General features: G+C 73.0%; 24 protein-coding genes and 1 pseudogene. 13 read left to right on the forward strand and 12 right to left on the reverse strand.

The features are described from left to right. Window positions 1-8: 8 nt before the first annotated feature. From ACFMQL_RS02410 to ACFMQL_RS02420, 3 genes are all read right to left on the reverse strand, one after another. Window positions 9-590, reverse strand: coding sequence for an A24 family peptidase (locus ACFMQL_RS02410; protein ID WP_364067508.1), 582 nt, complete (start codon window positions 588-590; stop codon window positions 9-11). A gap of 185 nt (window positions 591-775) precedes the next feature. After that, window positions 776-1,324 carry an SseB family protein gene (locus tag ACFMQL_RS02415; protein ID WP_364067506.1) on the reverse strand — a complete coding sequence of 183 codons (549 nt, stop codon included), beginning with the start codon at window positions 1,322-1,324 and terminating at the stop codon, window positions 776-778. A 55-nt stretch (window positions 1,325-1,379) separates the two neighbouring features. Next, window positions 1,380-2,471, reverse strand: a complete 1,092-nt coding sequence (locus tag ACFMQL_RS02420; protein ID WP_378784386.1) for a ring-opening amidohydrolase — start codon at window positions 2,469-2,471, stop codon at window positions 1,380-1,382. A 91-nt stretch (window positions 2,472-2,562) separates the two neighbouring features. Between ACFMQL_RS02420 and ACFMQL_RS02425 the strand changes: the two genes are divergently transcribed. Together ACFMQL_RS02425 and ACFMQL_RS02430 are read left to right on the forward strand one after the other, a co-directional pair. Beyond that, window positions 2,563-2,943 carry an alpha/beta hydrolase gene (locus ACFMQL_RS02425; RefSeq protein WP_364067502.1) on the forward strand — a complete coding sequence of 127 codons (381 nt, stop codon included), beginning with the start codon at window positions 2,563-2,565 and terminating at the stop codon, window positions 2,941-2,943. 75 nt (window positions 2,944-3,018) lie between these two features. Further along, the gene (locus ACFMQL_RS02430) at window positions 3,019-4,113 is read left to right on the forward strand and encodes an FUSC family protein (RefSeq protein ID WP_364067500.1); all 1,095 of its coding nucleotides are present in this window, start codon (window positions 3,019-3,021) and stop codon (window positions 4,111-4,113) included. A 28-nt stretch (window positions 4,114-4,141) separates the two neighbouring features. Here ACFMQL_RS02430 and ACFMQL_RS02435 read toward each other — a convergent pair whose 3' ends face one another. Continuing rightward, entirely contained in the window at window positions 4,142-5,308 is a 1,167-nt protein-coding gene (locus ACFMQL_RS02435; RefSeq protein WP_364067498.1) for a pyridoxal phosphate-dependent aminotransferase, read from the reverse strand. Between the two features lie 25 nt (window positions 5,309-5,333). On the opposite strand from ACFMQL_RS02435, the gene ACFMQL_RS02440 reads away from it, so the two are divergent. Genes ACFMQL_RS02440 through ACFMQL_RS02460 form a run of 5 tightly spaced genes read left to right on the forward strand, consistent with a single transcriptional unit; the run spans window position 5,334 to window position 9,517 of the window. Continuing rightward, on the forward strand, window positions 5,334-6,980 hold the full coding sequence (locus tag ACFMQL_RS02440; RefSeq protein ID WP_378784387.1) for a hypothetical protein: 1,647 nt from the start codon (window positions 5,334-5,336) through the stop codon (window positions 6,978-6,980). Next, entirely contained in the window at window positions 6,977-7,897 is a 921-nt protein-coding gene (locus ACFMQL_RS02445; RefSeq protein WP_364067494.1) for a DUF418 domain-containing protein, read from the forward strand. Before ACFMQL_RS02440 ends, ACFMQL_RS02445 begins: the two co-directional genes overlap by 4 nt. After that, window positions 7,857-8,633, forward strand: a complete 777-nt coding sequence (locus ACFMQL_RS02450; protein WP_364067492.1) for a carbon-nitrogen hydrolase family protein — start codon at window positions 7,857-7,859, stop codon at window positions 8,631-8,633. The genes ACFMQL_RS02445 and ACFMQL_RS02450 overlap by 41 nt, the downstream gene beginning before the upstream one ends. Before the next feature lie 45 nt (window positions 8,634-8,678). After that, window positions 8,679-9,125, forward strand: a complete 447-nt coding sequence (locus tag ACFMQL_RS02455; RefSeq protein WP_364067490.1) for a hypothetical protein — start codon at window positions 8,679-8,681, stop codon at window positions 9,123-9,125. Continuing rightward, complete coding sequence (locus ACFMQL_RS02460) at window positions 9,122-9,517, forward strand: hypothetical protein (protein ID WP_364067488.1); 396 nt, start codon at window positions 9,122-9,124, stop codon at window positions 9,515-9,517. Before ACFMQL_RS02455 ends, ACFMQL_RS02460 begins: the two co-directional genes overlap by 4 nt. A 114-nt stretch (window positions 9,518-9,631) precedes the next feature. Here the strand turns inward: ACFMQL_RS02460 and ACFMQL_RS02465 are convergent, their stop codons facing one another. Together ACFMQL_RS02465 and ACFMQL_RS02470 are read right to left on the reverse strand one after the other, a co-directional pair. After that, entirely contained in the window at window positions 9,632-11,116 is a 1,485-nt protein-coding gene (locus ACFMQL_RS02465) for a carboxyl transferase domain-containing protein (protein WP_364067486.1), read from the reverse strand. A 74-nt stretch (window positions 11,117-11,190) separates the two neighbouring features. Beyond that, window positions 11,191-12,348, reverse strand: a complete 1,158-nt coding sequence (locus ACFMQL_RS02470) for a CoA transferase (RefSeq protein WP_364067484.1) — start codon at window positions 12,346-12,348, stop codon at window positions 11,191-11,193. An 80-nt stretch (window positions 12,349-12,428) separates the two neighbouring features. Here ACFMQL_RS02470 and ACFMQL_RS02475 point away from each other — a divergent pair, with 80 nt between their 5' ends. After that, the gene (locus ACFMQL_RS02475; protein ID WP_364067482.1) at window positions 12,429-12,959 is read left to right on the forward strand and encodes a hypothetical protein; all 531 of its coding nucleotides are present in this window, start codon (window positions 12,429-12,431) and stop codon (window positions 12,957-12,959) included. Here ACFMQL_RS02475 and ACFMQL_RS02480 read toward each other — a convergent pair whose 3' ends face one another. Continuing rightward, on the reverse strand, window positions 12,960-13,625 hold the full coding sequence (locus tag ACFMQL_RS02480) for a histidine phosphatase family protein (RefSeq protein ID WP_364067480.1): 666 nt from the start codon (window positions 13,623-13,625) through the stop codon (window positions 12,960-12,962). A gap of 110 nt (window positions 13,626-13,735) precedes the next feature. Between ACFMQL_RS02480 and ACFMQL_RS02485 the strand changes: the two are divergent. Together ACFMQL_RS02485 and ACFMQL_RS02490 are read left to right on the forward strand one after the other, a co-directional pair. Next, window positions 13,736-14,044: pseudogene (locus ACFMQL_RS02485) on the forward strand (NAD(P)-binding domain-containing protein); the annotation flags it as partial. Window positions 14,045-14,127: 83 nt separating this feature from the next. Next, window positions 14,128-14,550 (forward strand): NAD-binding protein, encoded by a 423-nt coding sequence (locus ACFMQL_RS02490; RefSeq protein WP_378784390.1) that lies wholly within the window; start codon window positions 14,128-14,130, stop codon window positions 14,548-14,550. A gap of 166 nt (window positions 14,551-14,716) precedes the next feature. Here ACFMQL_RS02490 and ACFMQL_RS02495 read toward each other — a convergent pair whose 3' ends face one another. From ACFMQL_RS02495 to ACFMQL_RS02510, 4 genes are read right to left on the reverse strand one after another with little or no spacing between them, the layout of a single operon-like run. Then, entirely contained in the window at window positions 14,717-15,877 is a 1,161-nt protein-coding gene (locus tag ACFMQL_RS02495) for a DegT/DnrJ/EryC1/StrS family aminotransferase (protein ID WP_378784392.1), read from the reverse strand. A 13-nt stretch (window positions 15,878-15,890) separates the two neighbouring features. Next, the gene (locus ACFMQL_RS02500) at window positions 15,891-16,613 is read right to left on the reverse strand and encodes an amidohydrolase family protein (protein ID WP_378784394.1); all 723 of its coding nucleotides are present in this window, start codon (window positions 16,611-16,613) and stop codon (window positions 15,891-15,893) included. Then, window positions 16,610-17,281 carry an amidohydrolase family protein gene (locus ACFMQL_RS02505; protein WP_378784396.1) on the reverse strand — a complete coding sequence of 224 codons (672 nt, stop codon included), beginning with the start codon at window positions 17,279-17,281 and terminating at the stop codon, window positions 16,610-16,612. The genes ACFMQL_RS02500 and ACFMQL_RS02505 overlap by 4 nt, the downstream gene beginning before the upstream one ends. A gap of 19 nt (window positions 17,282-17,300) precedes the next feature. Next, window positions 17,301-19,268, reverse strand: a complete 1,968-nt coding sequence (locus tag ACFMQL_RS02510) for a PQQ-binding-like beta-propeller repeat protein (protein WP_378784397.1) — start codon at window positions 19,266-19,268, stop codon at window positions 17,301-17,303. A gap of 148 nt (window positions 19,269-19,416) precedes the next feature. Between ACFMQL_RS02510 and ACFMQL_RS02515 the strand changes: the two genes are divergently transcribed. Genes ACFMQL_RS02515 through ACFMQL_RS02525 form a run of 3 tightly spaced genes read left to right on the forward strand, consistent with a single transcriptional unit; the run spans window position 19,417 to window position 22,959 of the window. Next, a complete protein-coding gene (locus ACFMQL_RS02515; protein ID WP_378784398.1) occupies window positions 19,417-20,187 on the forward strand; it encodes an amidohydrolase family protein in 771 nt (256 codons plus the stop codon). Continuing rightward, on the forward strand, window positions 20,184-20,915 hold the full coding sequence (locus ACFMQL_RS02520; protein WP_378784400.1) for an amidohydrolase family protein: 732 nt from the start codon (window positions 20,184-20,186) through the stop codon (window positions 20,913-20,915). The genes ACFMQL_RS02515 and ACFMQL_RS02520 overlap by 4 nt, the downstream gene beginning before the upstream one ends. Before the next feature lie 43 nt (window positions 20,916-20,958). Beyond that, window positions 20,959-22,959: a hypothetical protein gene (locus ACFMQL_RS02525; RefSeq protein ID WP_378784402.1), complete on the forward strand. Its 2,001-nt coding sequence runs from the start codon at window positions 20,959-20,961 to the stop codon at window positions 22,957-22,959. Here ACFMQL_RS02525 and ACFMQL_RS02530 read toward each other — a convergent pair. Next, window positions 22,894-23,826 (reverse strand): dihydrodipicolinate synthase family protein, encoded by a 933-nt coding sequence (locus ACFMQL_RS02530; RefSeq protein WP_378784403.1) that lies wholly within the window; start codon window positions 23,824-23,826, stop codon window positions 22,894-22,896. The two genes, ACFMQL_RS02525 and ACFMQL_RS02530, sit on opposite strands and share 66 nt — an antisense overlap. Window positions 23,827-23,828 lie beyond the last annotated feature (2 nt).

Genomic DNA, 23,828 nt, shown 5'->3' on the forward strand with positions numbered 1-23,828 from the left:
CCCTCCGCTCACCCAGCGAGACAGAGTGTCGTGAACGCGCCGAGCAGCATGAAGGGGCCGAAGGGGAACTGGGTGTCCCGGGTGCCGCGCCGGGACAGCAGGAGGAACAGGGCGTACAGGGCGCCGAACACCTGCCCGGCGAGTGCCGCCGCGGCGACCGCGGGCCAGCCCAGCGGGCCGCACGCCATGCCGATGAGCCCGGCGAGCTTGACGTCGCCGAACCCCATCGCCTCCGGCCTGACCAGCCACAGCACGCCGTAGACCGCGATGAGCGCGGCACCGCCGGCCAGCGCGGCCGGCAGCTCTCCCGCCGGAAGGAGCGCGAGCGCCATGATCGGGTACGCCGGCAGCGTGATCGCGTCGGGCAGCGTGTACGTGCGCCAGTCGATGACGGCCAGGGCGGTGCCGATGACGGCGAAGCACGCGTACGCGGGACCGGCCCGCCACGCGATCACGGTCACCAGGGCCGCGGCGGCCAGCTCGATCACCAGGGGGCCCGGTGCCGGCGCGTGGCCGTCGTCGTAGGTGCCGGCCAGCGCCCTGATCCGGGCGCCGCAGATCAGGCCGATCGCCGCCATGAGTGCGAGCACGCCGCAGAACCTAGCCCGCTCCCCGCCCTCCCGCGGCCGATGCGCGCAACGGGTATGGCGCGGCGAGCGGCCCGCCCGGCCGGATCACATCCCGCGCGGTCAGCGGCCCGCCCGCCCGGATCGCATCCCGCGCGGTCAGCGGCCCGCCCGGCTGCTTCGCGCGGATCACGCCCCAGGGCCGCGGGTCAGCGGCTCTTTCTGGAGAACCACCGCCGCTTGGGCTTGGCCGGTGCCGGGCCGGGGGCGACCCTGGCCACGGTGACCCCGCTCAGCTCGCTCACCGTGCCGGACTCGACGGCGGCCAGCGCGGCGAGCACGTCGCCCTCGATCACGAACTGCACGGGACCCGCGACGTCCACCACGACCGCCGCCGCCTGCTCCTGCACGGCGGCCTTGCAGACCTGCAGCGTGGTGGCCTGGATGGGGCGGGCGTCGGGCCGCCAGCGGGTCAGCGACTCCGTGCCGGTGAACGCGAGCACCGCCTGCCTGCCGTCCTTGCCGACGAGCTTGGGCAGCGCCATCTCGCTCTCCTTCTCCTGCCGCAGCCCGTGGGCGCCGACCTCGGTCTCGGTCAGCAGCGCGACCACGGGGACCAGCAGGCGGGCCGTGCTGAGCGCGTTGAGCACCTCGGCGGGGCCGCCGGTGCCCGCGTCGTAGGCGGCCAGTGCGGCGGTCACGGCGGGGGCGGCGGAGCCGTCGTCGTGCGGGTCGAGTGGTTGCGGGATGTTCGGCACAACGTACGAGCCTATCCGGCGCCCGCCCCGCTCCCGCCGGAAGACCGGCCGGGTGCTAGCCCAGGTCGGCGATGGCCGCGACCGGGCCGCCGCCCGACGGCCCCTGGTGCACGGCCGCCACCGACACGAACACCGCGGGATCCCCGGTCACCGAGGCCGCGACACCGCCGACGGCGGCCTTGATCTGCCGATGCCAGTGCACGTCGGAGTCGTCCAGCATGATGTTGCGCCGCCCGCGCACCCGCCCCGACGGGTCGGCCTCGCACTTCATGAAGACGTTCACCAGCCGGCCCTTCAGATCGGACGGGTGGGGGCGTTCGGGCAGCGGGATGCCGGAGTCCCTGATGGCCGCCCAGATGCCGTCGGCGTCGAGCGCGTCCTTCATGACGCTGTGGCCGATGCGGTAGCGCCCGCCGATCCCGCGTACGTTGCCGACCAGCACGATCTGCGCCCGGTCGAGCTCGACGCCGGACGAGCAGGAGGCAACCGAGGAGTACAGCGACAGGTCCTTGTGGATCTGGTCCTCGCGGGGCATCTCGATCTCGCCGAGCGCGACCGCGATGCCGAGCGCGGCGGTGGAGTTGGACAGGTCCATCGAGGGGCCGGTCTCCTCGATGGCGGTGGTCTGCCCGCGGCTCTTGGCGTCGCTGATCGTCGCGAGCGTGAGCAGCGGCGTCTTGGTCTGTACGTAGTGCACGTCGCGCGGGTCGTCGATGCCGGCGATCTTCATGGCCTCGCGTACGCCCGCCGCGACCTTCTCCACCATGGCCGGGCGGCCGATGTCCTCGGGCAGGATGACCTCGCTCATGGCCACGCCGACCGACAGCCGCGGCTCGTCCGTCGCGGGGGCGTCCGCCGTGGTGGCGAAGATGGTCGCGTGGGGGCTGAGCACGCCGTCGGTGCCGCCCGACCACACCAGCGGCACGCTCTCCGGCGCCGGATGCCCGTTTTCGGCCAGCACCTCGCGGAAGGCGCGGTCGGCCAGGATGCGCGTGTAGTCGTTGACGCCGCCGTTGCCCTCGGTCTTGCCGATGACGGCGAGCACGCGTGCGGCCTCGATCACGCCGTCGTCGATGAGGCGTGACAGGCCGGAGGCGTCGGTGACGCTCTCGATCGGCACCTTGCGCACTTCGATCGGTTCCGGCATGCGTTGCCCTCCTCCTGCCCGGTTTCCGCTGACGCTACCGAGCCGGCCAGCGGGGTTCATGGTCAATGTGTGCCCACGTAGACCGGCGGTGATGTCAACCTGCGCTCATCGCCGCCGTCGCCACGTCATCGTCCCCGATCTGCGCGGGCACGGCGGGAGCGACCATCCGATCACCGGACGGCCGCCCATCGAGGAGGACGGTCCCGCGCCGTTCGACTGGCGGATGATGCACGAGACCGAACGCCGGCTCATCGATCCCGACCCCGCCTGGGTGGCCGGGCTGGGCACGATCAAGGCGCCCACGCTGGTGCTGTCCGGCGGCGCGGCGAGCCCGCTCGACGCGGCGGACATCGCCGGGCGCATCCCGGGAGCACGGTTGGTCACGATCGAGGCGGGGCATCTGATCCACGTGGGAGCGCGCGAGGAGTTCCTGCGGGCGGTCGACGCGTTCCTCGACGAGTCCACCATGTGACCCCATCCACAATAAAAGGGGTTATATGGTGCAAACTTGACCTTGATGTCACAAAGATCCGCCATTGTAGATGGGGTGCGTACCAGGCTCAGCGACCTCGTCAAGGAACGGCTGGGCACATTCGCCCTGACGGCGCCCTCCATCGCGCAATGCGCGGTCGGCTCGGGCATCGCCTGGCTCATCGCCATCGAGCTGCTCGGCCACCCCCGGCCCTTCTTCGCCCCGATCTCCGTGCTGATCTGCATCGGCGTCGGGCTCGGGCAGCGGCTGCGGCGGCTGGTGGAGCTGGTCGTCGGGGTGAGCCTCGGCGTCGGCGTGGGCGACCTGCTGGTGTCCTGGATCGGCTCGGGCGCCTGGCAGCTCGCGCTGGTCGTGGCGCTGGCGATGACGGTGGCGGTGCTGCTCAACAGCGGGGCGCTGTTCGTCGCGCAGGCGGGCTCGTCTGCGGTGCTGGTCGCCACGCTGCTGCCGGGCGAGAACGTGGGCGGGCTCGACCGGATGCTCGACGCCCTCACCGGCGGCATCGTCGGCATCGCGGCGGTGGCGCTGATGCCCGCGAGCCCGTTCTCGATCGCGGCCAAACACCTGTCGGGGGTGCTCGACGCGCTGTCCACCGTGATGGAGCGCGCCGCCGAGGCGATCGAGAAGCGCGACGTGGAGCTGGCGGCCGAGGCGCTGGAGGAGGCCCGTACGACGCAGGCCGCCGTCGCCGAGTTCGAGGCCGCGCTGGAGACCAGCAAGGAGATCGCCATGATCTCCCCGCTGCACTGGCACCGGCGCGCCCGGCTGGCGCGGTACGAGACCGCCGCCATGCCGGTCGACCTGGCGCTGCGCAACACCCGGGTGCTGGTCAGGCGGACGCTGGCGTCGCTCGGCGAGGCGAGCCCGCCCCCGGCGGCGCTGGCCGAGGCGATGCGCGAGGTGTCGGAGGCGGCGCTGCTGCTGCAGCTCGAGCTGGGCGCGGGACGTGAGCCCTCGCTGGCCCGCCACGCGCTGCTCGCGGTGGCCGCCAGGGAACGCCCGAAGGGCCTGGGCTTCTCCGCGCACGTCATCATCGCCCAGCTGCGCTCGGTCGTGGTGGACCTGCTGCAGGCGACCGGCATGGAGCACGAGGAGGCCACGGCGGCGCTGACCCCGCTGGACGAGGCGAGCAAGGGCGAGCGCCGCTAGAAGCGCGCGGCCGGACCGCGACGCCCGCTCAGGCCGACAGGCGCTTCAGGCGGGAGACCGCCTCGTCGATGACCTCCTCCTTCTTGCAGAAGGCGAAACGGACGAAGTGGCGGCCGCGCTCGGGGCGGTCGTAGAAGACCTGCGTGGGGATCGCGACCACGCCGGCCAGCTCGGGCAGGCGGCGGGTCAGCTCAAGGCCGTCCTCGAAGCCCAGCGGCCGGATGTCGGTCTGGACGAAGTACGTGCCGGCGGGCCGCAGCACCGAGAACCCGGCCGCCGCCAGCCCCTCCATGAGGCGGTCGCGCTTGTCCTGGAGCCCGGAGGCGAGCGCCTTCACCCACTCCATCTCGTGGCGCAGCCCGTACGCGACCGCGAGCTGCCACGGCGCGCTCGCGGTGAAGGTGAGGAACTGCTTGACCGTCGAGACCGCCGTGACCAGGGCGGGCGGCGCGCAGACCCAGCCGGTCTTCCAGCCGGTGACCGAGAACGTCTTGCCCGCCGAGGAGATCATCACCGTGCGCTCGCGCATGCCGGGCAGCGTCGCGATCGGGATGTGCTCGACGCCGTCGAACGTGAGGTGCTCGTACACCTCGTCGGTGATGGCGATCAGGTCGCGCTCGCGGCACAGCTCGGCGATGACGGTCAGCTCGTCGCGGGTGAAGACGGTGCCGGTGGGATTGTGCGGGGAGTTGACCAGGATCGCGCGGGTGCGCGGCGTGACGGCGGCGCGCAGCTCGCCGGGGTCGAAGGTGAAGCGGCCCTCGACCGGGCGCATGGTGACGGGGACCAGCCTGGCCTGCGCCAGCGCGATGGATGCGGCGTAGGAGTCGTAGTAGGGCTCGAAGACGACCACCTCGTCGCCGGGCTCGCAGAGCGCGAGCACGCTCGCCGCCACCGCCTCCGTGGCGCCCACCGTGACGAGGACCTCGCTCACCGGGTCGTAGGTGAGCCCGTAGTGCGCCGAACGGTGCTCGCTGACCGCCTGCCGCAGCTCCAGCACGCCGGGTCCCGGCGGGTACTGGTTGGCGCCCGCCCCGATCGCCTGCACCGCGCGGTCGAGCATCGCCGCCGGGCCGTCGGTGTCGGGGAAGCCCTGCCCGAGGTTGATCGATCCGGTCTGTACGGCGAGCGCGCTCATCTCAGCGAAAATCGTCGTGCCGAAGGCGCGCATCCTGGCAACAAGTGGTTCGGTCACGGCTCCACACTATTAGTCTCGTGCCGTGTTCATTCGGGTCGTGCTCGCCCTCGCCCTGTCCGCGCCTCCCTCGGCGACACCGGCCCAGGCCGATCCGAGTCCCTGCCCGGTCCCCGTGCCCGCCCGCACGGTCTGCGGCTTCCTCGAGGTGCCCGAGCGCAGGGAGGCCCCCGGGCGCACGATCAAGGTGGCGTACGCGGTGCGCCATTCGCTCGCCCGCGACCGCAAGCCCGACCCGGTGGTGTTCATGGGCGGCGGGCCGGGCGCGCCGTCGATGCGGCACCTGGAGCGGCTGACCCGCGTGTTCCCCGACCGTGACGTGGTGACGGTCGAGCAGCGCGGCGGCGCGTGGTCGCGGCCCGCGCTGGCCTGTCCCGAGACGGCGCAGGCGCTGCTCGGGCGGTTGCGCGAGCCGCCGTCCGACGTGGGCGCCGCCGCCGCGCGCTGCCGCGACCGGCTCGCCGGGCAGGGCGTCGATCTGCGCGGCTACCGTACGGGCGAGATCGTGGCCGACGTGGTCGCGCTGCGCTCCAAGCTCGGCTACGAGACCTGGAACCTGCTCGGCACCGGCTACTCCGCCCGCGTCATGGCGGCCGTGGCCGCCGCCGATCCGGCGGGGACGCGGTCGGTGGTGCTCGGCTCGTACCCGCCGCCTGGCGACGGTGCGGACGACCCGGCCGCCGTCATGGCCGGGCTGGGGGCGCGCGACGCCTTCGAGCGGGCGGTCGCCCGGCTGAACGCCCGCCCGGCGCGGGTGAGCGCGGTGGACCCGCTGCTCGGCAGGGAGTTCACGGCCCGGGTGCGCGGCGACGACCTGGCCGCGCTGCTCGGCGTGGCGCTGCGCGACGCGGGGACGGCCGCGGTGGCGCCCGCGCTGGTGAGCGCCCTGGCCGAGGGCGACGACGCGCTGCTGCGCCCGCTCGTGGAGCGGCTCGGCGACGAGCTCGCGGCGCGCGAGGCCGGACTGTATCACGCCGTACGCTGCCAGGACGGCCGCCCGCCCGCCGCGTCCCGCCTCTTCACCGTCGCCGCCGACAAGGCGGTGTGCGACGCCTGGAACCTCTCCGAAGCCCCCGAGCCCGCCGCGCTGTCCACGGCCACGCTCAAAGCGCCCGTCTACGTCCTGGCCGGCCGCCGCGACCCGGCCGCTTCCCCGGTCACCCTGCTCGGCGCCCGAGTCGACAGGTCTCACTCCGTCCTCGCCGCCGACGACTGCGGCCGGCGCAAGGTAGCCGCGTTCGTGGCCGACCCGGCGGCGCCGCCGTCCGGCCCCTGCCCCGAGGCGCGGCCGGTGGAGCTGCGCGTGACGGCAGCCCCGTACGAGATCGCGAAGACGCCGTGGCTGGCCGTGCCGTTCGCGCTGTTCGCCGCGGCCTGCCTGATCCAGCTCGTCACGGCCGCGCTGAAGGGCCTCGCGCTGCCCGCGTTCGGCGGGCTGTCGGGGCTGGCGTTCGCGGGGCTGACCGGCCAGGCCGTGTGGGAACTGGCCGCAAGCAACGCCAGCGCCCTGACCGTCGGCGTGCCGGCGATCATCGAGTGGTACGCCTGGCTCGCGGTCGTCTCCGTGGTGCTCACTCTGGCGGCGCTTTTGCACAACCGGAGGTGGCCACAGATCACCGCGGCCGCCATCGGCGCGGGATTCCTCGTATGGTGGTTCACCTGGGTCCTGTGACGCGCATCCGTGAGCTCGACGCCCTACGCGGCTTCGCGGTGGGCGGCATCATGCTGGTCAACACCTGGCAGCACACCCACAAGGAGCCGCGCGTCCCGCTCGACTGGACGATCGAGACCCTGTTCCAGAGCCGCTTCTACCCCATCTTCTCGATGCTGTTCGGCATCAGCTTCCTGCTGTTCCTGCGCGGCAACAGCAGGTGGGCGCTGCTGAGCCGGCTGTTCTGGCTGTTGTGCATCGGCAAGGTGCAGCACGCCTTCTACGAGGGCGAGGTGCTGACCGACTACGCCTTCTACGGCGCGCTGGTGCTGCTGCCCGCCTCGTTCCTGCCGGGCGGGCTGCCGGTGCTGCTGCTCGGCGTCATCGTCACCATCTGGGGGCTGATGGTGGGCGGCGGCGTGCTGCTGATCCCCGGGCTGTTCCTGCTCGGCATGGCGCTGTGGCGGCTGCGGCCGCCGCGCGAGCTGCTGCTGCCGGGGTTCGCGGTCACGGCGCTCGCGACCGCGCTGCTGACGGCCGCCGGGCGGGCCACCGGCGACGGCGCCGTCTACAACGTGGCCGCGATCACGGGCGCGGCGGCGTACTCGCTGGGCCTGCTGCTCGTGCTGCGCCCCCGCCTGTCGGCGGTGCTGGAGCCGCTCGGCAAGATGGCGCTGACCAACTACGTCACCGGCACCGCCGTGATCGTGCTCGCCGTGCCGCTGCTCAACGCCGACCCGACCCGCTGGTCCGTGCCCGCCCTTGCGGCGGTGACGCTGGTCGTCCAGGCGCTGTTCAGCCGGTGGTGGCTCGGGCGGTTCCGGTACGGGCCCCTGGAGTGGATCTGGCGCTGCCTCACCTACTTCCGTCCCGTGCCGAACCGGCTAGAGTCAAGCCGTGACGACCATCGCCCTCTGCCAGATCCAGGTGTCCCCTGACCCGTCTGCCAATCTCAAGAGGGCCAGGGAGGCGATCGCCGCCGCCGAAGGCGCCGACCTTGCGATCTTCCCCGAGGCCACGCTCACCCGCTACGGGCGGCGCATCACGAGCCTCGCCGAGCCGCTCGACGGCCCCTTCGTGTCCGGGCTCGCCGAGTCGGCCCGCGCCCACGGCATCGCGGTGATCGCCGGCACGTTCGAGACCGGCGAAGACCGCGTGCGCAACACCGCCGTGGCCATCGACGCCCAGGGCGCGATCGCGGCGGCGTACCGGAAGATCCACCTGTTCGACTCGTTCGGCGCGAAGGAGTCCGACCTGGTCGAGCCGGGCACCGAGCCCGTCGTCGCCGAGCTCGCCGGGCTCAAGGTGGGCCTGATCACCTGCTACGACGTGCGCTTCCCCGAGCTGGCCAGGGCGCTGGTCGACAAGGGCGCCGAGCTGTTCGCGGTGATCGCCGCCTGGGGCTCGGGGCCGCTCAAGGAGGACCACTGGATCACCCTGGTCAGGGCTCGGGCGCTGGAGAACACCATGTGGACCGCCGCCGTCGGCCAGGCGCCCAACCCCGCCGAGTCGTCCGACGGCTACGGCGTGGGCCGCAGCATGCTGGTCGATCCGCTCGGCGTGGTCCGCGCCGACATGGGCACCGGGCCCGGCGTACGCCTCGTCGAGATCGACCACGAGTTCACGACGACCGCCCGCGCCACCCTGCCGTGTCTCGAACATCGCGTTCTGTAGCGGGGAGTGGCCCATCCGGGGGTCAAGCGATCGTAAAGTAGACCCGTGAGTGGAACGCAGATGCAGAAGGTCGTCCCGCCGCGTCTGCTCGTGCCCTACCTGTCGGGCAAGCGCACGGTCATCTCGGGCTACGTCTATCGCGTCCAGGACTGCGTCAGGCTGACCACCCCCGAGGCGCTGTTCTACGGGCTCGATCTGTCCTTCGACGGCTCCGAGCTGTTCGCCGAGGTGCCCGAGCTCTACGTCATGCGCTGGTACGCCCGCGACGTCGACAACTACCAGGTGCCCTACGGGCCCCACATGGGCGGCGACTGGAGCGACGCGCCACCGTTCGCGGGCAACGGGTTCACCACCTCGTCCGAGCACGTCGTGCCGCAGTTCCACACCATCCCCATGCCGATACCGGCAGGGGCGCAGATCGTCCACGTCACCGCCGAGGGCGAGCGGCCCTTCGCCGAGTACGACGGGCTGACCTGGCGGCCCGCCGCATGAGCGTCGAGACCACGCCGATCGCCTCGGGCTTCGTCGCCCGCTTCGGCGAGCACACGCTGCCCGCGGCGCTCGGCCCCGACAGCGACCAGGTGGTGCTGTTCAGCGAGACCGAGCTGGAGGGCTTCGAGCCCGCCTCCGGCTACTGGCGGCGGACGGTGCCGCGCTCCCAGGTGGAGTCGCTGGTGCTCATCCGCACCGTCGGCGCGTTCGGCGGCGAGCCGTGCATCGTGCTCGACGAGGACGACGACGGCCTGCACATCGCCTACACCGGCCACAGCGGGATGAAGGCCGAGGCGCTGGGCTACTGGATGGTCGATCACGGGGCGTACGAGGTCGTCGTGCCCCGCGAAGAGGTCACCTCCATCCGCATCGAACGCATCCCGGTGCCCTAGCGGGCTGCGGCGGGCCGGAGTCGCGGTGCCCTCCGCGCACACCGGCACGCCGGAGGCGCGATGACCGGCGCGGGCCTGCGCGCCGGTCGGAGGCCGGCCGGGCCGGGTGGCGGGTCAGCGGAGGTGGCGGTAGCGGGCGTGGCGGGCGGCCAGCCGCTCCTCCTTGCCCTGCCGCAGCAGGTGCGCGATCTCGTACTCCAGCGCCCGCCCCACCCGCTCGCAGAACTGGCGCGGCTCGTACGCGGCGTCGGGCAGCTCGGGCACGACCCGGTCCACGATGCCGTCGCTGCGCAGGTCGGTGGCGCGGATGCGCTGCGCCTGGGCGATCTCGGGGGCGAAGTCGACCGAGCGGTAGAGGATGGCGGATGCGCCCTCGGGCGGCAGCGGCGACAGCCAGGCGTGCTGGGCGCAGAGCACCCGGTCGGCGGGCAGCAGCGCCAGCGCGGCCCCGCCCGCGCCCTCGCCGAGCAGCAGGCAGACCGTGGGCGCCTCGAGCGTCACCATGTCGGCCAGGCAGCGCGCGATCTCGGCGGCCAGCCCGCCCTCCTCGGCCGCCTTCGACAGGTCGGCCCCCGCGGTGTCGATCACGGTGACGAGCGGCAGGCCCAGCTCGGCCGCGAGGCGCATGCCGCGCCTGGCCACCCGCAGCCCGGCCGGGCCGAGCGGCGCGTTGGTGCGCTGGAAGCGCCGGTCCTGGCCGAGCACCACAGCCGGCGCGGTGCCGAACCTGGCCAGCGCGAGCAGCAGCCCCGGCTCGTTCTCGCCCTCGCCGGTGCCGCTGAGCGGGGTGACGTCGGTGGCGGCGAGCTTGAGCAGCGCGCGTACGCCGGGACGGTCGTCGCGCCGGGACCGGGTGATGGCCTCCCACGCCTCGACCGGCCGCAGGTCCTCCTCGGGCGGCTCGCCCGCGACCACGCCCGAGCCGTCGTCGGCCAGCACGGACAGCGCCCTGATCGCCACCTCCCTGGCCTCCTCCGCCGACACGACGGCGTCCAGCAGGCCCTTGCGGTGGAGGTTCTCGGCGACCTGCACGCCCTCGGGAAAGGGGTAGCCGTGCAGCGACTCGAACACCCGCGGCCCCAGGAACCCGATCAGTGCCCCAGGCTCGGCGGCCGTGACGTGCCCGAGCGACCCCGACGACGCGAACACGCCGCCGGTCGTCGGATGCCGCAGATAGACCACGTACGGCAGACCGGCGGAGCGGTGCGCCTGAATCGCCGCGGTGATCTTCACCATCTGGACGAACGCGAGCGCGCCCTCCTGCATGCGCGTGCCGCCGGAGGCGGGCGCGGCGAGCAGCGGCAGCCGCTCGCGGGTGGCGCGCTCGACGGCGGTGACGAACCGCTCGGCCGCGGCCACCCCGATCGAGCCCGCCATGAACGAGAACTCGCACGCGACGACGGCCACCCTGCGGCCGCCGAGCAGCCCTTCGCCGGTGATCACGGCCTCGTCGTAGCCGGACTTGATGCGGGCCGCGGCCAGCTCGTCGGCGTAGGAGGAGCCTGGCTCGGCCGGATCGGCGGGCGGCACATCCCATGATTTCCACGACCCCCGGTCAAGGACCGTGTCAATCAGCGTGCGCGCGTCCGGTCGGCTCACTATCGCTCCCTAGATGTCTGCCAACGATGCAATGTTGACGCACGAGCGCCCCCGCCGGTGCCACCGATCGTCGCTCATCGTTCGCGCTCCTCGAGCCAGGCGAGCACGGAGGGGCCGTCCTGGCCGAGTGCGGGCGGGGCGGTGTGCGTCATCGGAGGCAGGCCGTCGAAGCGCAGCGGCGGTCCCGGCAGCTCGATGGGGCCGAGCACCGGGTGATCGACCTGGATGACCAGGCCCTGCGAACGTGTCTGCTCCCAGCCGTAGACCTCGTCGAGCGTCCTGATCGCGCCCGCGGGCACGCCGGCCGCGCTCAGCTCGGCCAGCCAGTGGTCGCGGTCGTGGGCGGCCAGCGCCTTCTCCATGTCGGCGATCAGCTCGTCGCGGTGCAGGAACCGGTCGCGGTTGGTGGCGTAGCGCGGCTGCTCGGGGTCGATGCCGAGGAGCGCGGCGACCTTGCGCCACTGGCTGTCGTTGCCCGCGGCGATCTGCAGCATGCCGTCGGCGCAGCGGAACGCGCCGTACGGGGTGATGGAGGCGTGATGGTTGCCGCTCGCCCTGGGCACCTGGCCGCCGACCGTCCACGCGGTGCCGTGGTAGGAGTGAACGCCGGTGACGGCGGCGAGCAGGGACGTGCGCACCACCCGGCCCTTGCCGGTGCGCTCGCGCTCAAAGAGCGCGGAGGCCACGCCGTACGCGCCGTGGATGCCGGCCAGCAGATCGGCGATGGACGCGCCGACGCGGTAGGGCTCATCGGGCGAAGGGCCGGTCAGCGACATCAGGCCGGCCTCGCCCTGGGCGATCTGGTCGTAGCCCGGGCGGCCGGCCTCGGGGCCGTCGTGGCCGAAGCCGGTGATCGACAGGATGACGAGGCGGGGGTTGAGCTCGTGCAGCCGCTCGACGGGGAAGCCGAGGCGGTCGAGCACTCCCGTACGGAAGTTCTCGATCAGGACGTCGCTCTGGCGGACGAGCCGCTTGATGAGCCGCTTGCCCTCATCGGACTTCAGATCGACGGCGATGGACTGCTTGTTGCGGTTGGCTGCCAGGAAGTAGGTGGAGATGTCGTGATCAGGCCCGACGAAGGGCGGCCCCCAGCCGCGTGACTCGTCGCCTCCGTCCGGATGCTCGACCTTGATCACCCGTGCTCCCAGGTCGCCGAGGAGCTGTGCGGCGTGCGGCCCGGCCAGGGCCCTGGACAGATCGAGCACGACGATGCCGCTGAGGGGTCCGAGCACGATCCCAACCTCCCACGCGCGTTATGGGGTGAATGAACATTCTCGCAGGCGTCCGCCCCTCTTCCTCTACCCTGATGGCGATGATCGATCTGGCTTCGCGCATCACCGGTCTGGCTCCGTCCTGCGGTCCCGTACGCCTGGTGGCGGTGGACGGGCCCGCGGGATCGGGCAAGACGACGTTCGCGGGACGGCTCGGGGCCGAGCTCGGCTGCCAGGTGATCCACAGCGACGACTTCCCCGTGCCGTGGGAGGAGGGGCCAGGCGGCTGGTTCCACCTGCTGGAGTCGCAGGTCCTGCGCCCGCTCCAGCACGGCCGGCCGGGCGGTTTCCGCAGGTACGACTGGGTGCGCGGGGCGTACGCCGAACAGGTGGCGGTGCCGCCGGCCCCGGCGCTGGTGATCGAAGGGGTCGGCACGGCGCGGGCCTCGGTGGCCGATCTGCTCGCCTACACCGTGTGGGTGGAGGCCGACGACGCCGAGCGGATGCGGCGGGTGCTGGAGCGCGACGGGCCCGAGCTGGAGCCGCGCTGGCGGGAGTGGTTCGCGGCCGAGCGCGAGTGGTTCGCCGCCGACCGTACGAAGGAGCGCGCCGATCTCGTCATCAGAACGTGATCACGACGCGAGGTGGGTGACGTCGTTGAAGCGGACCAGCTCGCCCGCCCGCCACACCGACACCGACCCGTTCAGCACCGGCGCGAACGCCAGCACCTCCGCGAGCTCCGTGTCGGGCCGCCCGCCGAGCACGTGGCGCAGCCCCAGCACCACGGAGTCGTGCGCGACGATCAGCAGCCGCCGCCCGTCGGCCCGCCCGCCCAGGTCGTCGGCGAGGAAGTCGCGGAGCCTGACCGTGACGTCGGCCAGCGACTCACCGCCCGGCGGGCGGTAGGCGTAGGGGCCTTCGGCCTCGCGCCGCGCCAGTTCGCCGGGGAAGCGCTCGCGCAGCGCGGCCAGGTTGAGCCCGGCGAACTCGCCCGGCTCCTGATCGCGCAGCCGGTCGTCCACGATGACGGGCGGGCGCGCGCCCCACTCCCGCCCGGCGATCTCCCAGGTGTCCAGCGCCCGCCGGTACGGCGAGCAGCACACCAGCTCGGGGGCTTCGTCCTCGGGCAGCGCGGCGAGCATCCCGCCGAGCGCCGCCGCCTGCGTACGGCCCAGCTCGGTCAGCGTCACCTCGTCGTCGCCGCGCTCGTAGACCAGCGGCCGGTCACCCGCGAGCCGGTAGGCGAGGTTGGCCTCGCTCTCGCCGTGACGCACGGCCATGATGCCGGACGGTCGCATGCCGCCATCTTCACACACGCCCCCCGGCCAAGTGAGTGATCATTTAATAGTCGTAGGATCACCATATGACTTCTGTTGCAGTTCTCGGAACGGGCATCATGGGGCTCCCCATGGCCCGCAATCTCGCCAAGGCCGGTCTGAAGGTCACGGTGTGGAACCGCACGCTCGACAAGGCCAGGCCCCTGGAGGCCGACGGCGCCACCGTGGCGGACTCGCCCGCGCGGGCGGTCGAAGGCGCCGATGTGATCGTCACTATGCTGAGCGACGGCGACGCGGTGCACGAGGCGATCACCGCCGCCGCGCCGGGGCTGCGGTCCGGCCAGGTGTGGGCGCAGATGAGCACGGTCGGCGTGGCGGGCGTCGAGCGGCTGGCGGCGCTGGCCGCGCAGCACGGGCTGACGTTCGTCGACGCGCCGGTGCAGGGCACCAAGCAGCCCGCCGAGCAGGGCGCGCTGATCATTCTCGCGGCCGGCCCGAGCCCGCGAGGAAGACGCTGGAGCCGGTGTTCGGCGCGGTCGGCAAGCGTACGTTCTGGCTCGACGAGGACGGCGCGAGCGGCGCGGGCACCCGGCTCAAGCTGGCCACGGTCAGCGTCGCCGTCTCCACGACCGCCGTGGTGGCCGAGGCGCTCGCCCTGGCCAAGGGGCTCGGGATCGACCCCGAGCTGGTCCTCGACGTGATCGGCGGCGGGCCGCTGGACAGCCTGTACTTCCAGGCCAAGTCCAAGGCCATCCTGGCGGGCGACTTCGCGCCGGCGTTCTCGGTGCGCAACGCCGAGAAGGACACCCGGCTGATCACCGAGGCGGGCGAGGCCGCCGGGGTGCGGCTCGACGTGGTGGCCGCCGCCGGTGAGCGGTTCCGCCGCGCCGAGGCGCAGGGCCACGGCGACGAGGACATGGCGGCCACCTACTTCGCCAGCTTCTGAGCCCGCGCCGGGCTGAGCCCGAGTGCCGCCTTCGGCGCCCCGCCGGACGCGAGCGCCGCACGCGAGCGGCGCTTCATGTCCGGCGGCTTGCCGGGAGCGGGGACGATCTCCTCGCCCTCGGCTTGCCGGGAGCGGGGACGATCTCCCCGCCCGGCGGCCTTACTCCTTACTCCTTGCCGAGCACCTTCGCGAGCGCCTCGGCGATGTCGGAGGCCGCTTCCGGAGCCTCCATGAGCATCGGCTGGCGTACCCACACGACGGTCCGCGCGGCCTCCTCGGCAGCCGGGCAGGGCTCGGCTCGGGCGCCCTCGGCGGTGAGCGCGGCCATCGAGCCGAGCGGCGGGTAGCCGGCGTCCAGCGGCACTCCCTCGGCGGCCATGGCGGCGAGCAGGAACTCCCGGTCCACGTCACCGTCCAGGCGCAGCATGAGCAGGTGGCGCGAGTCGCGCGTCGTTCCCTCCGGCTGCGGCACCACGCTCACCCGGGGGACGGCGGCCAGCTCGCGCTCGAACGCGGCGCAGAAGGCGTTCCTGCGCTCGACCTCCTCGTCGAGACGGTCGAGCCAGGGCAGCAGGAGCGCCGCCTGGATCTCGGTGAGCCGCAGGTTCCAGCCGGCGGCGGGGTGACCGTACCAGCGCCCGCCGGGCTCGCGACCGACGTTGCAGATGGACCAGACGCGGTCGTGCACGGCCTGGTCGCGGCAGACGACCAGGCCGCCTTCGCCCGCGGTCATCGCCTTGCTCGCCTGGAAGCTGTAGACGCCAGCATCGCCCAGGCCGCCGACGGGACGGTCGCGGTACGTGGCGCCGTGCGCCTGGGCGGCGTCCTCGACGACCGCGAGCCCGTGGCGGGCGGCCACCTCGTTCAGCGGGTCCATGGCGGCGGGGCTGCCCGCCAGGTGCACCGGCATGATCGCCGCCGTCCGGCCGGTCACGGCGGCCTCCACGGCCCTCGGCGACAGGTGCAGGTCGGCCGGGTCCACGTCGGCGACGACCGGCACGGCTCCGGCCAGCAGCACCGCGGTGGCCGAGGCGACGAACGTGTACGCCGGGACGATCACCTCATCCCCTCTGCCCACGCCGAGGCCGCGCAGCGCGGCGAACAGGCCCAGCGTGCCGTTGCAGGCGGCGACGCCGTACGGGACGCCGCTGCGCCGGGCGAACGCGGCGGCCAGGTCGGCCACCACGGAGCCGTCCTGGGTGGCTCCCCAGAGACCGCTCTCCAGCACCTCGGTGACGAGCGCGCGCTGCGCGGGGTCGATCGGCGGCGGCCAGGAGGGCCAGGGGCGGGTGCGGACAGGGGTGCCGCCGTGGATGGCGAGGGTCACGAGAGGCGTCCCTTCATGGCTGGACGGGCAGGCCGAGCAGGCGGGCCAGGTTGGCGCCGCGGACGAGGGCGCGGTCGGCGCCGGAGAGCGGGGCCAGGGCGACGCGGCCGTAGCCCGTGCGCAGGTCGAGGAAGCAGGCGTCGGAGCCGAACAGCACCCGCTCGGCCCCGGCGATCTCCACCAGCCGGGCGATCCAGCGGCCGGTCATCTTCGAGCCGCACGTCTCCAGGTAGACGTTCGGGTGCCCGGCCACGAGCCGGGCCGCCCGGCCGAACCCGTACGGCCAGAGCCCGGTGTGACCCATGATCAGCGGGACCTGCGGATGCCGGGCGGCGATGGCGGCGAACTGGGCGGGGTCGCTCCACGGCGAGTCGGTCTGGCCGTGCGCGAGGACCGGCAGCCCGAGCCGCCAGACCGGCTCGTACCGGGGATCGTCCAGGCGGCACTGGTGGACGTCGGGATGGAGCTTGACCCCCCACACGCCCTCGTGGGCGAGCGGCGTGCGGTGGTGCGGGTTGTAGACCTGCCAGACCCCGAACCTGCCGGGGAACCGCTCGGCGATCTCCATGGCCAGCTCGTTGCCGCGCACCGCGTCGGGGCCGACGGCGAGCAGATGGCTGATGCCCATCGCATCGACGCCGATCCGGTCCATCGTGGCCACGAGGTGCTCGGCGGTCGGGTGCGGGATGAGGAAGTCGGGCCAGGTTCCGACGTGTCCGTGGGCGTCAAGGATCACAGCAGTGCCTCCAGGCTCCCCGCGGCGATCCGCTCGACGTCCTCGGCGGGCAGGTCGAGGTGGTCGAGCAGGAAGCGCGGCCCGCAGTCGTCGGATACGGGCGCCCCGGTGCCGAACACCAGCCGCCGCGCCCCGAACCGCGCGGCCAGCCACTCGACGCCGCCCTGGGTGTTGACGGTGCCGATCTCGGCCCACACGTTCGGTGCCTCCTCCATCAGCTCGGCCAGCGCGCGCAGCCTGCGGTAGCCGGGGTTGAGCACGAGGATGCGCTGGCCGGGGAGGCGCTCGGCCAGGTGCCGGAGCTGGGCGGGCGATGTCTCGTCGAGGTCGATCGCGACCGGCAGGCCGAGCGCTTCCAGGCAGCGCAGCGTGCGCGGCCCGGTGAGGTCGAAGCGGTGGCGCTCGGGGCAGAGCCTGATCATCGGCACGCCGTCCCAGTCGTGGCGCGTCTCCCCCGGCACCACCACGGGCACCGGGACGAGGCGGAGGTCGCCGATCGCGAGCAGCGCCTCGTTGCCGGCCTGCGGGTCGGAGTAGAGGCTGAGCGTGTGGGTGACGCAGGCGCGGTCGATGCCCAGCCGGTCCATCTCGCCCCGGGGATCGCTCGGCAGGTCGTCGAACGGTACGGGGCCGACGAGCCGGTGGGCATCGAACACAAATTTCGGCACAGACCGAAACCTAGCCGCGTTACGGAGTGATGGTCAAGGCCGGGCAGCGCGGGTCGAGCCTGATCCTGGCCAGATCGCGGCCCACCAGCGCCCACGCCCACCAGGAGCCCGGTTCGAAGTGCAGTTGCGGGTTGGTGTACCACTCGTCGCCGAGCCCGGTGGCGCGGAGTTTCGCCTCGTTCCCCAGCTCGTACGCATTGCCGCCGCCGAAGAACGTGGACACGAACACCCTGCCCCGGTGCACGGTCAGCTCGCCGTACCCGGAGAGCCTGCCCTGGCGCACGACCCTCTTCGTCGCCAGGTCCATGGCGATCCAGGCGCCCGAGTCGCGCTTGTACACGCCGTACAGCAGGCCGTCGTGCGCCTTGATGTCCTGGAACGTGCGGAATCCCGGCACGGGGTCCACCTGCCAGAGCACTCTGCGGGCGCGCAGGTCGAAGGCGGCGACGGACGCCGACGTCGCGACCGGCGGGGTCCCGCCGCCGCCGAGCACATCGCCGCCCAGGTAGACGACGCCACCGCGCGGATCGAGCGAGAGGCTCATCAGGCTCTGGTCCGGGATGACGCCCTTGTAGACGTCGATCCGGCCGGTGCCGGGGTCGATCACGGACAGCGCGCCCTCCAGCGCGGCTCCCAGCGGGGCGCTGGCGACCACGATCTTGTCGGTGACGCGGTCGTACTCGATGTCCCAGGGCCGCTGCTGGCCGTGCCCGAGGGTGCCGAGGCTGCGCACCTCGTCCGTGCGCAGGTCCACGGAGACGATCTGGCCGCTGGGGTAGATGGCGGCGTAGATCTTGTCGCCCCGCCGTACGAGGTCCTTCGGCTCGCCGGGCATGCGGAAGCGGCGCCGCTCACCCGTGCGCAGGTCGCGCACCTCCATGGAGAAGTGACCTCCGACGTAGACCGCGCGGTTGTTCACGAGCAGCATGCTCTGCGGCCGCTCGGGACCGGCGGGCAGGCCGGCCTCGATCAGGTCGGTCAGCGTGGAGCGTCCGGTGCTCAGGTCCAGCGACCACATGCCGCCGCTGCCCGCGAAGCCGAGCAGGGTGTGCTCGTCGGCCAGGTGCAGCCGCCTGGTCTCGTCGGCCGGGGAGGGCGGGTCGGCGACCTTCGCGAACGCGGTGTCGCCGGTGCGGTAGCGGTGCACGGCGCCGTCGGGGCGGGAGGTGGCGTAGACGGTGCCGTCGCCGGCCACGGTCAGCATGTCGATGGTGCCGGAGCCGAGGCTGACGCGGCGCTCGTCCGTGCCGTCCGCGCGCACGTCGATCAGCGTGCCGCCGGCGGCCGCAAGCACGCGGCCGTCGTGCTCGGCGACCGCGCCGATGCCGGCCGGGCCGGTCGCCAGTTCCTTGATGGCGCCGTCGGCCCGGGTGATGCGCACGAGCTTGCCCTTGTCGAGCAGGCCGGCGTACACGTAGGTGTCGTCGGCGGCGACCGCCCGGACGTACCGCTCGCCCTGGGCGAGCACGCCGAAGTCGCGCACCTCGCCGGTGGCGGGCACGTACTCCCTGACGCGGCCGTCGGGGTAGGTGCCGGCGTAGAGGGTGCCGTCGGGCGCGGCGGCGAGGCTCCAGACGAACCCGCCGTTGGCCCCGAACGACCGCAGATGCTCCACCACACCTGTGGCCGGGTCGAAGCTGTACAGGTCGGGCACCGGGTACGTGCCGACGTAGACCTTGCCGCCGGACACCGCCGTGGCCCATGCGCCTTCCGGCTCGCCGGCGGCGGGGCCGTCCGGCAGCGTGACGCTCCTGACCACCTCGCGGGTGGCGAGGTCGATGTCCGCGAGCACGGGCGGCTTGAGCCCCCGGGTGACGACGTAGGCGTGCCCGTCGAGCACGGCCGCGCCCACGATGGCGCCGGTGACCGACGCCGGGCCGAACCGCTCCACCGCCGGCGCGTCGCACGCCGTCGCCGCGCGGGCCGCCGGACCGGTGAGGAGCGTGGGTAACAGCGCCGTCAGGGCGACCAGGAGCGTGCGGAACATCCGAGCACCTCACGTTCATTGCTGAGCGATTTTGGCCCAGACCGTAACCTTATGCACGCTACACGTCAATGGCATCATGTGCGGCATGGCGATTTTGGCCCAGACCGTAACCTTATGCACGCTACACGTCAATGGCATCATGTGCGGCATGGCGATTAAGGATGAGACCGGTATGCCGTTCGACGCCGGTCGGCTGCTGGGCGGGCTGGAGGTCTCGCTCGACGTGGACGTGTTGTTCGGGGCGTACCCGGACCGTGACGGGCCACCGGGCACGCCGGGCTCGGTGCTCGCGCTCCTGGAGCAGCACCGCATCAGGTCGGCGGCGGTGGCGAGCCTGCGGGCCGCGCTGTTCGACGTGCGCTCGGGCAACGACGAACTGCTCGCGGAGACGGCTCCCGAGGTCGTGCCCGTGGGCGCGGTGGACCTGCGCGACCCGGTCGGTGCGGCGCGGGAGCTGGAGCGGCTGGCGGCAAAGGGGGTACGTGCCGTGCGGCTGTTCCCTGAGGAGCAGGGCGTCGAGGCGGGTTTTCCCTCGGTCCGGCACGTCGCCCGGCGGGCGGCGCGGCTCGGGCTGGTGGTGCTCACCGGCGGCGACGTCCGGCGGTTCTGGCAGCCGTTCGCCGGGATCGAGGCGCGCGTGGTCTTCCTGGACACGCACTTCTACCACCTGGGCGACTTCCTGGTCGCCGCCGCGGACGAGCCGGGTTTCCACACCTCCACCCGCCTGCTCAACTCCCCCGACGCGCTGGAGCTGGCCGCCGCCGAGCTCGGTGCGGACCGCCTGCTGTTCGGCTCGCGCACCCCGCACTACGAACCCCTCGTGCCCCTCCTGCGCCTGGCCACCAGCGGCCTGAAGCCGGACGAGGCCGCCGCCGTGGCGGGGGGCAACGCGAGGCGGCTGCTCGGAGGCGAATCGTGATCATCGACGTGCACGCCCACTGGGGCCCGTGGTTCTTCACCATGGACGTGGCCGAGGCCAATCTCACCACCATGGACCGCTACGGCATCGACCGGGCGATCGTCTCGGCGACCGAGGCCGTCATCTACGACGCCCAGGCCGGCAACCGCGCACTCGCCGCATACCTGGAGACGCAGGATCGGCTGCTCGGCTACGTCACGGTCAACCCGCGACGGCTGCGCGAGGCGGAGGAGGATCTGGCGGCGTACCTGCCGAGCGGCCGGTTCGCGGGCGTCAAGATCCATACCGACTACACGGGCTCGCCGGTCGGCTCGCGCCGCCTGCGCGACGCGCTGACGCTGGTGGCCGGGACCGGCCGGCCCGCGCTCGTGCACACCTGGGGCACCTCGGTGCTGGAGCTGGCGCAGGTCTGCCTGGACATCCCGGGCCTGCGGGTGATCGCCGGGCACATGGGCGCCGACGGGTTCAGGCACGCCATCGAGGCCGCGAACGCCTGCGACCGCCTCTACCTGGAGCCCTGCTGGTCGCATGCCCCCGCCGGGCGCATCGCCGAGGTGGTGGCGGGCGTGAACCCGGCCCAGCTGCTGTTCGGGACCGACGCCACGCTGATCGACCCGTCGTCGGCGTTCGGGGCGGTCGCCGCGGCGGGGCTCACCGCCGCGGTCGCCGAGCGGATCGCCTGGCGCAACGCCGCCGCTCTCTTTCCAGATCTGGACATTACGGCCTAGCCCGTTATACCGTGCGGCGAAACTTGACCAAGGGAGCCAGCGCATGATCCCCCGCCGCCGTTTCCTCCAGGCGGCCGCCCTGACCACGGCGGCCGCCACCGTCCCCGCCCTGCCCGCCCACGCCGCCGTCCGGGCGGCCGGCCACGAAGCCGCCAACGTCCCCGCCCAGCAGACCGCCCAGGTAACCGCTCGCCGCGAGAAGGAAGGCACCCTCACCGGCCTCGGCCCGGCGAGCGTCGCCAGCCCGCTCGGCAACGGCGAGTTCGTCGGCGGCGTGCTCTATGCGGGCTCGCGCGGCCTGTCGCCCAACGTGGTCGGCGCGTACGACCTCGCGCAGGATTCGGTCACGGCCCATTTCGACATTCCGACGGGTGTCGGCATCTGGGCGATGTGCAAGGTCGGCACGGACGTCTACGTCGGCACCCACGCGAAGTCCGCCCTCTACAAGATCGACACCGTCGCCGGTCAGGTCACCAAGGTCGCCGACTACCCCGACCACTACATCTGGACCATGGCCTCCTCCCCCGACGGCAAGGTCTACCTGGGCACGTCGGAGCCCGGCCGCGTCTGGGAGTACGACCCGGCCACGGGCCAGAGCCGCGACCTGGGCCAGCCCGCTCCCGGCGAGGCGTACGTCCGCAGCATCCAGGCCGACGCCACGCACGTCTACGCCGGGATCGGCACGCACGCCCACCTCATCGCGATCAACCGCACGACCGGCGAGAAGCGCGATCTGTTACCGGCCGCCGTGGCCGACCGTGACTGGGTCTCCAGCATGGACATGTCGGACACCCATCTCGCCTGCGGCCTCAACTCGCTGGGCGAGCTGCTCGTGCTGGAGAAGGCGGCGCCCGAGAACTACAAGGTCGTCAAGGCCACCGCCCCCGGCGAGAAGTACATCGTCTCCGTCCTGATCCACGACGGGCACGTCTACTTCGCCGGCCGCCCCTCCGGCACGTTCTACCGCTACCACCTGGCCACAGAGGAGCTGGAGGTGCTCGGGGTGCCCTACTTCGAGGCCGCCACCCACCGCATCCTGGAACATGGCGGGCGCGTCTACGGCGTCCAGGACAGCGCGGTCTTCGTCTACGACCCGGCCGCCGGCTCGCTCGACTACGTCAATCTCGTGCAGCGCGGCTTCAAAGCCGCCCCCGAGGAGCCGATGTCCGTGCACTCCGACGGCCGGCGGGTCTACGTCGGCGGCAAGGGCGGCGCCGACGTGCACGACCTCGCCACGGGCCAGGTGAGCAGGCTCGCCATAGCGGGCGAGCCGAAGACGCTGCTCACCGTCGGCGAGACCACCTACCTCGGCGTCTACACCCAGGCCGCCCTGTACGCGCACCGCCCCGGCGCCACCGAGGCCGAGCTGATCGCGCGCACCGGCAACCAGCAGGACCGCCCGCGCGACCTGGCCTACGACACAAGGACGGGCCTGGTCATCATGCCCACGCAGCCGGAGCCCGGCCACATGAACGGCGCACTGTCCCTCTACTCGCCCCGCACCGGCTCGTACGAGACGTACCGGCCCGTCGTGGAGCGCCAGACCGTCTACTCGGTCGCCGCCCGGAACGGCGTCGCCTACCTCGGCACCCTCATCCAGGAGGGCCTGGGCCTGCCGCCCGTCACGACCACCGCCCGGCTGGCCGCGTTCGACCTGGTCGAGCGGAAGCTGCTCTGGCAGGTGGAGCCGGTGCCAGGCGCCCGCCAGATCTCCTCGCTGTCCTGCGGCAGGACGAGCCTGTACGGCATGGCCGGCACGGGCGAGGTCTTCGAGTTCGACCTGCGCCGGAGGAAGGTCACCAAGACGATCGAAGTCGGGGCCAAGGGCGGGGAGCTGTTCGTCACCGGGCGGGTCGCGTACTGCACCGACGGCGACAAGATCTACAAGATCGACCTGCGCTCGTTCACCGCGAAGGCGATCGTGGAGGGGCTGGCCGGTGAATGGTTCGGCGGCGAGCCCAAGCTGGCGCTCGACCCCTCACGCCGGGCCCTGTACGCGGTGCGCGGCCGCGATCTCGTCCGGGTCGCCATCGACGGCCGGTGACCGCGCCACCAGCGCGGCCCGCTCCTCCTCCGGCAGGGGCGGGCCGTAGGGGTCGTGCGCGTACGCCTCCGGCACCCGGCCCTCGGCGGCGGCGAGCCAGAGCATGCGCTGCACATAACCCTCCATCGGCTCGGTGAACGTGACCTGCGCCAGGCGGTCAAGCCGCCCCGACGCCGCCTCGAACGCGCGCAGGTCCGCGCCCTGGTACGCCTTCAGGACGGCGGCGCTCACGCCGACGCTCGCCGCCGCGATGCCGACCAGGGCCGCCTGCGCGCCCCAGAGCAGGGAGGGGCCGAACATGCGGTCCTCCCCCGTGATCGCCAGCCGACCGGCCTGCCGGGCGAGCGCGATGGCACGCTGGCAGCCCATCGCGTCCGACAGCAGCGCGGTCTTGAGCCCGGCCACGCCCGGGTGGGCGAGGAGCTCGCGCAGTGTCTCTTCCGGACACGGACGCGTGTAGAGGTCGAAGGCGATCATCGGCAGCCGGGCGGCCCGCCACAGGTCCTCGTGCAGCGCCGCCCGGTCGCCCTCGGACGGGAACACGAGCAGGCCGTCCGCGCCCAGCCGGGCCGCCGCCCGCGCCTGCGCCACCGGATCCTCGTCCCCGCCGCCCACGCCGACGATCACGGGGACGCCGAGCGCGACCGCGCGCTCGACGACGGCGGCGCGCACGTCAGGGGCCAGGTACGGGCCGCGGCCCGTGTGCGCGAGCACGGCCAGCCCATCGGCGCCGTCGGCCACCAGGCCGGCGAGGTAACGCGAGACCACGTCGAGGTCGACCTCGCCGGAGGCGGTCATGGGGGTGGCCGCGGCGGCGATCAGCGCGCCCCGGAGCCGTTCTCGAAGATCTCGTACCGCTATGTCCACCC

It is taken from the genome of Nonomuraea fastidiosa, from assembly GCF_042751225.1.
Classification (GTDB): Bacteria; Actinomycetota; Actinomycetes; order Streptosporangiales; family Streptosporangiaceae; genus Nonomuraea; species Nonomuraea fastidiosa.

What these genes read in the sequence shown, in the direction of transcription:
- ACFMQL_RS02420 (WP_378784386.1), bottom strand. Translation starts at nt 2,471, where the DNA reads ATGCCGGAACCGATCGAAGTGCGCAAGGTGCCGATCGAGAGCGTCACC.
- ACFMQL_RS02525 (WP_378784402.1), top strand. Translation starts at nt 20,959, where the DNA reads ATGATCCCCCGCCGCCGTTTCCTCCAGGCGGCCGCCCTGACCACGGCG.
- ACFMQL_RS02480 (WP_364067480.1), bottom strand. Translation starts at nt 13,625, where the DNA reads ATGCGACCGTCCGGCATCATGGCCGTGCGTCACGGCGAGAGCGAGGCC.
- ACFMQL_RS02425 (WP_364067502.1), top strand. Translation starts at nt 2,563, where the DNA reads ATGTCAACCTGCGCTCATCGCCGCCGTCGCCACGTCATCGTCCCCGAT.
- ACFMQL_RS02510 (WP_378784397.1), bottom strand. Translation starts at nt 19,268, where the DNA reads ATGTTCCGCACGCTCCTGGTCGCCCTGACGGCGCTGTTACCCACGCTC.
- ACFMQL_RS02475 (WP_364067482.1), top strand. Translation starts at nt 12,429, where the DNA reads ATGATCGATCTGGCTTCGCGCATCACCGGTCTGGCTCCGTCCTGCGGT.
- ACFMQL_RS02515 (WP_378784398.1), top strand. Translation starts at nt 19,417, where the DNA reads ATGGCGATTAAGGATGAGACCGGTATGCCGTTCGACGCCGGTCGGCTG.
- ACFMQL_RS02460 (WP_364067488.1), top strand. Translation starts at nt 9,122, where the DNA reads ATGAGCGTCGAGACCACGCCGATCGCCTCGGGCTTCGTCGCCCGCTTC.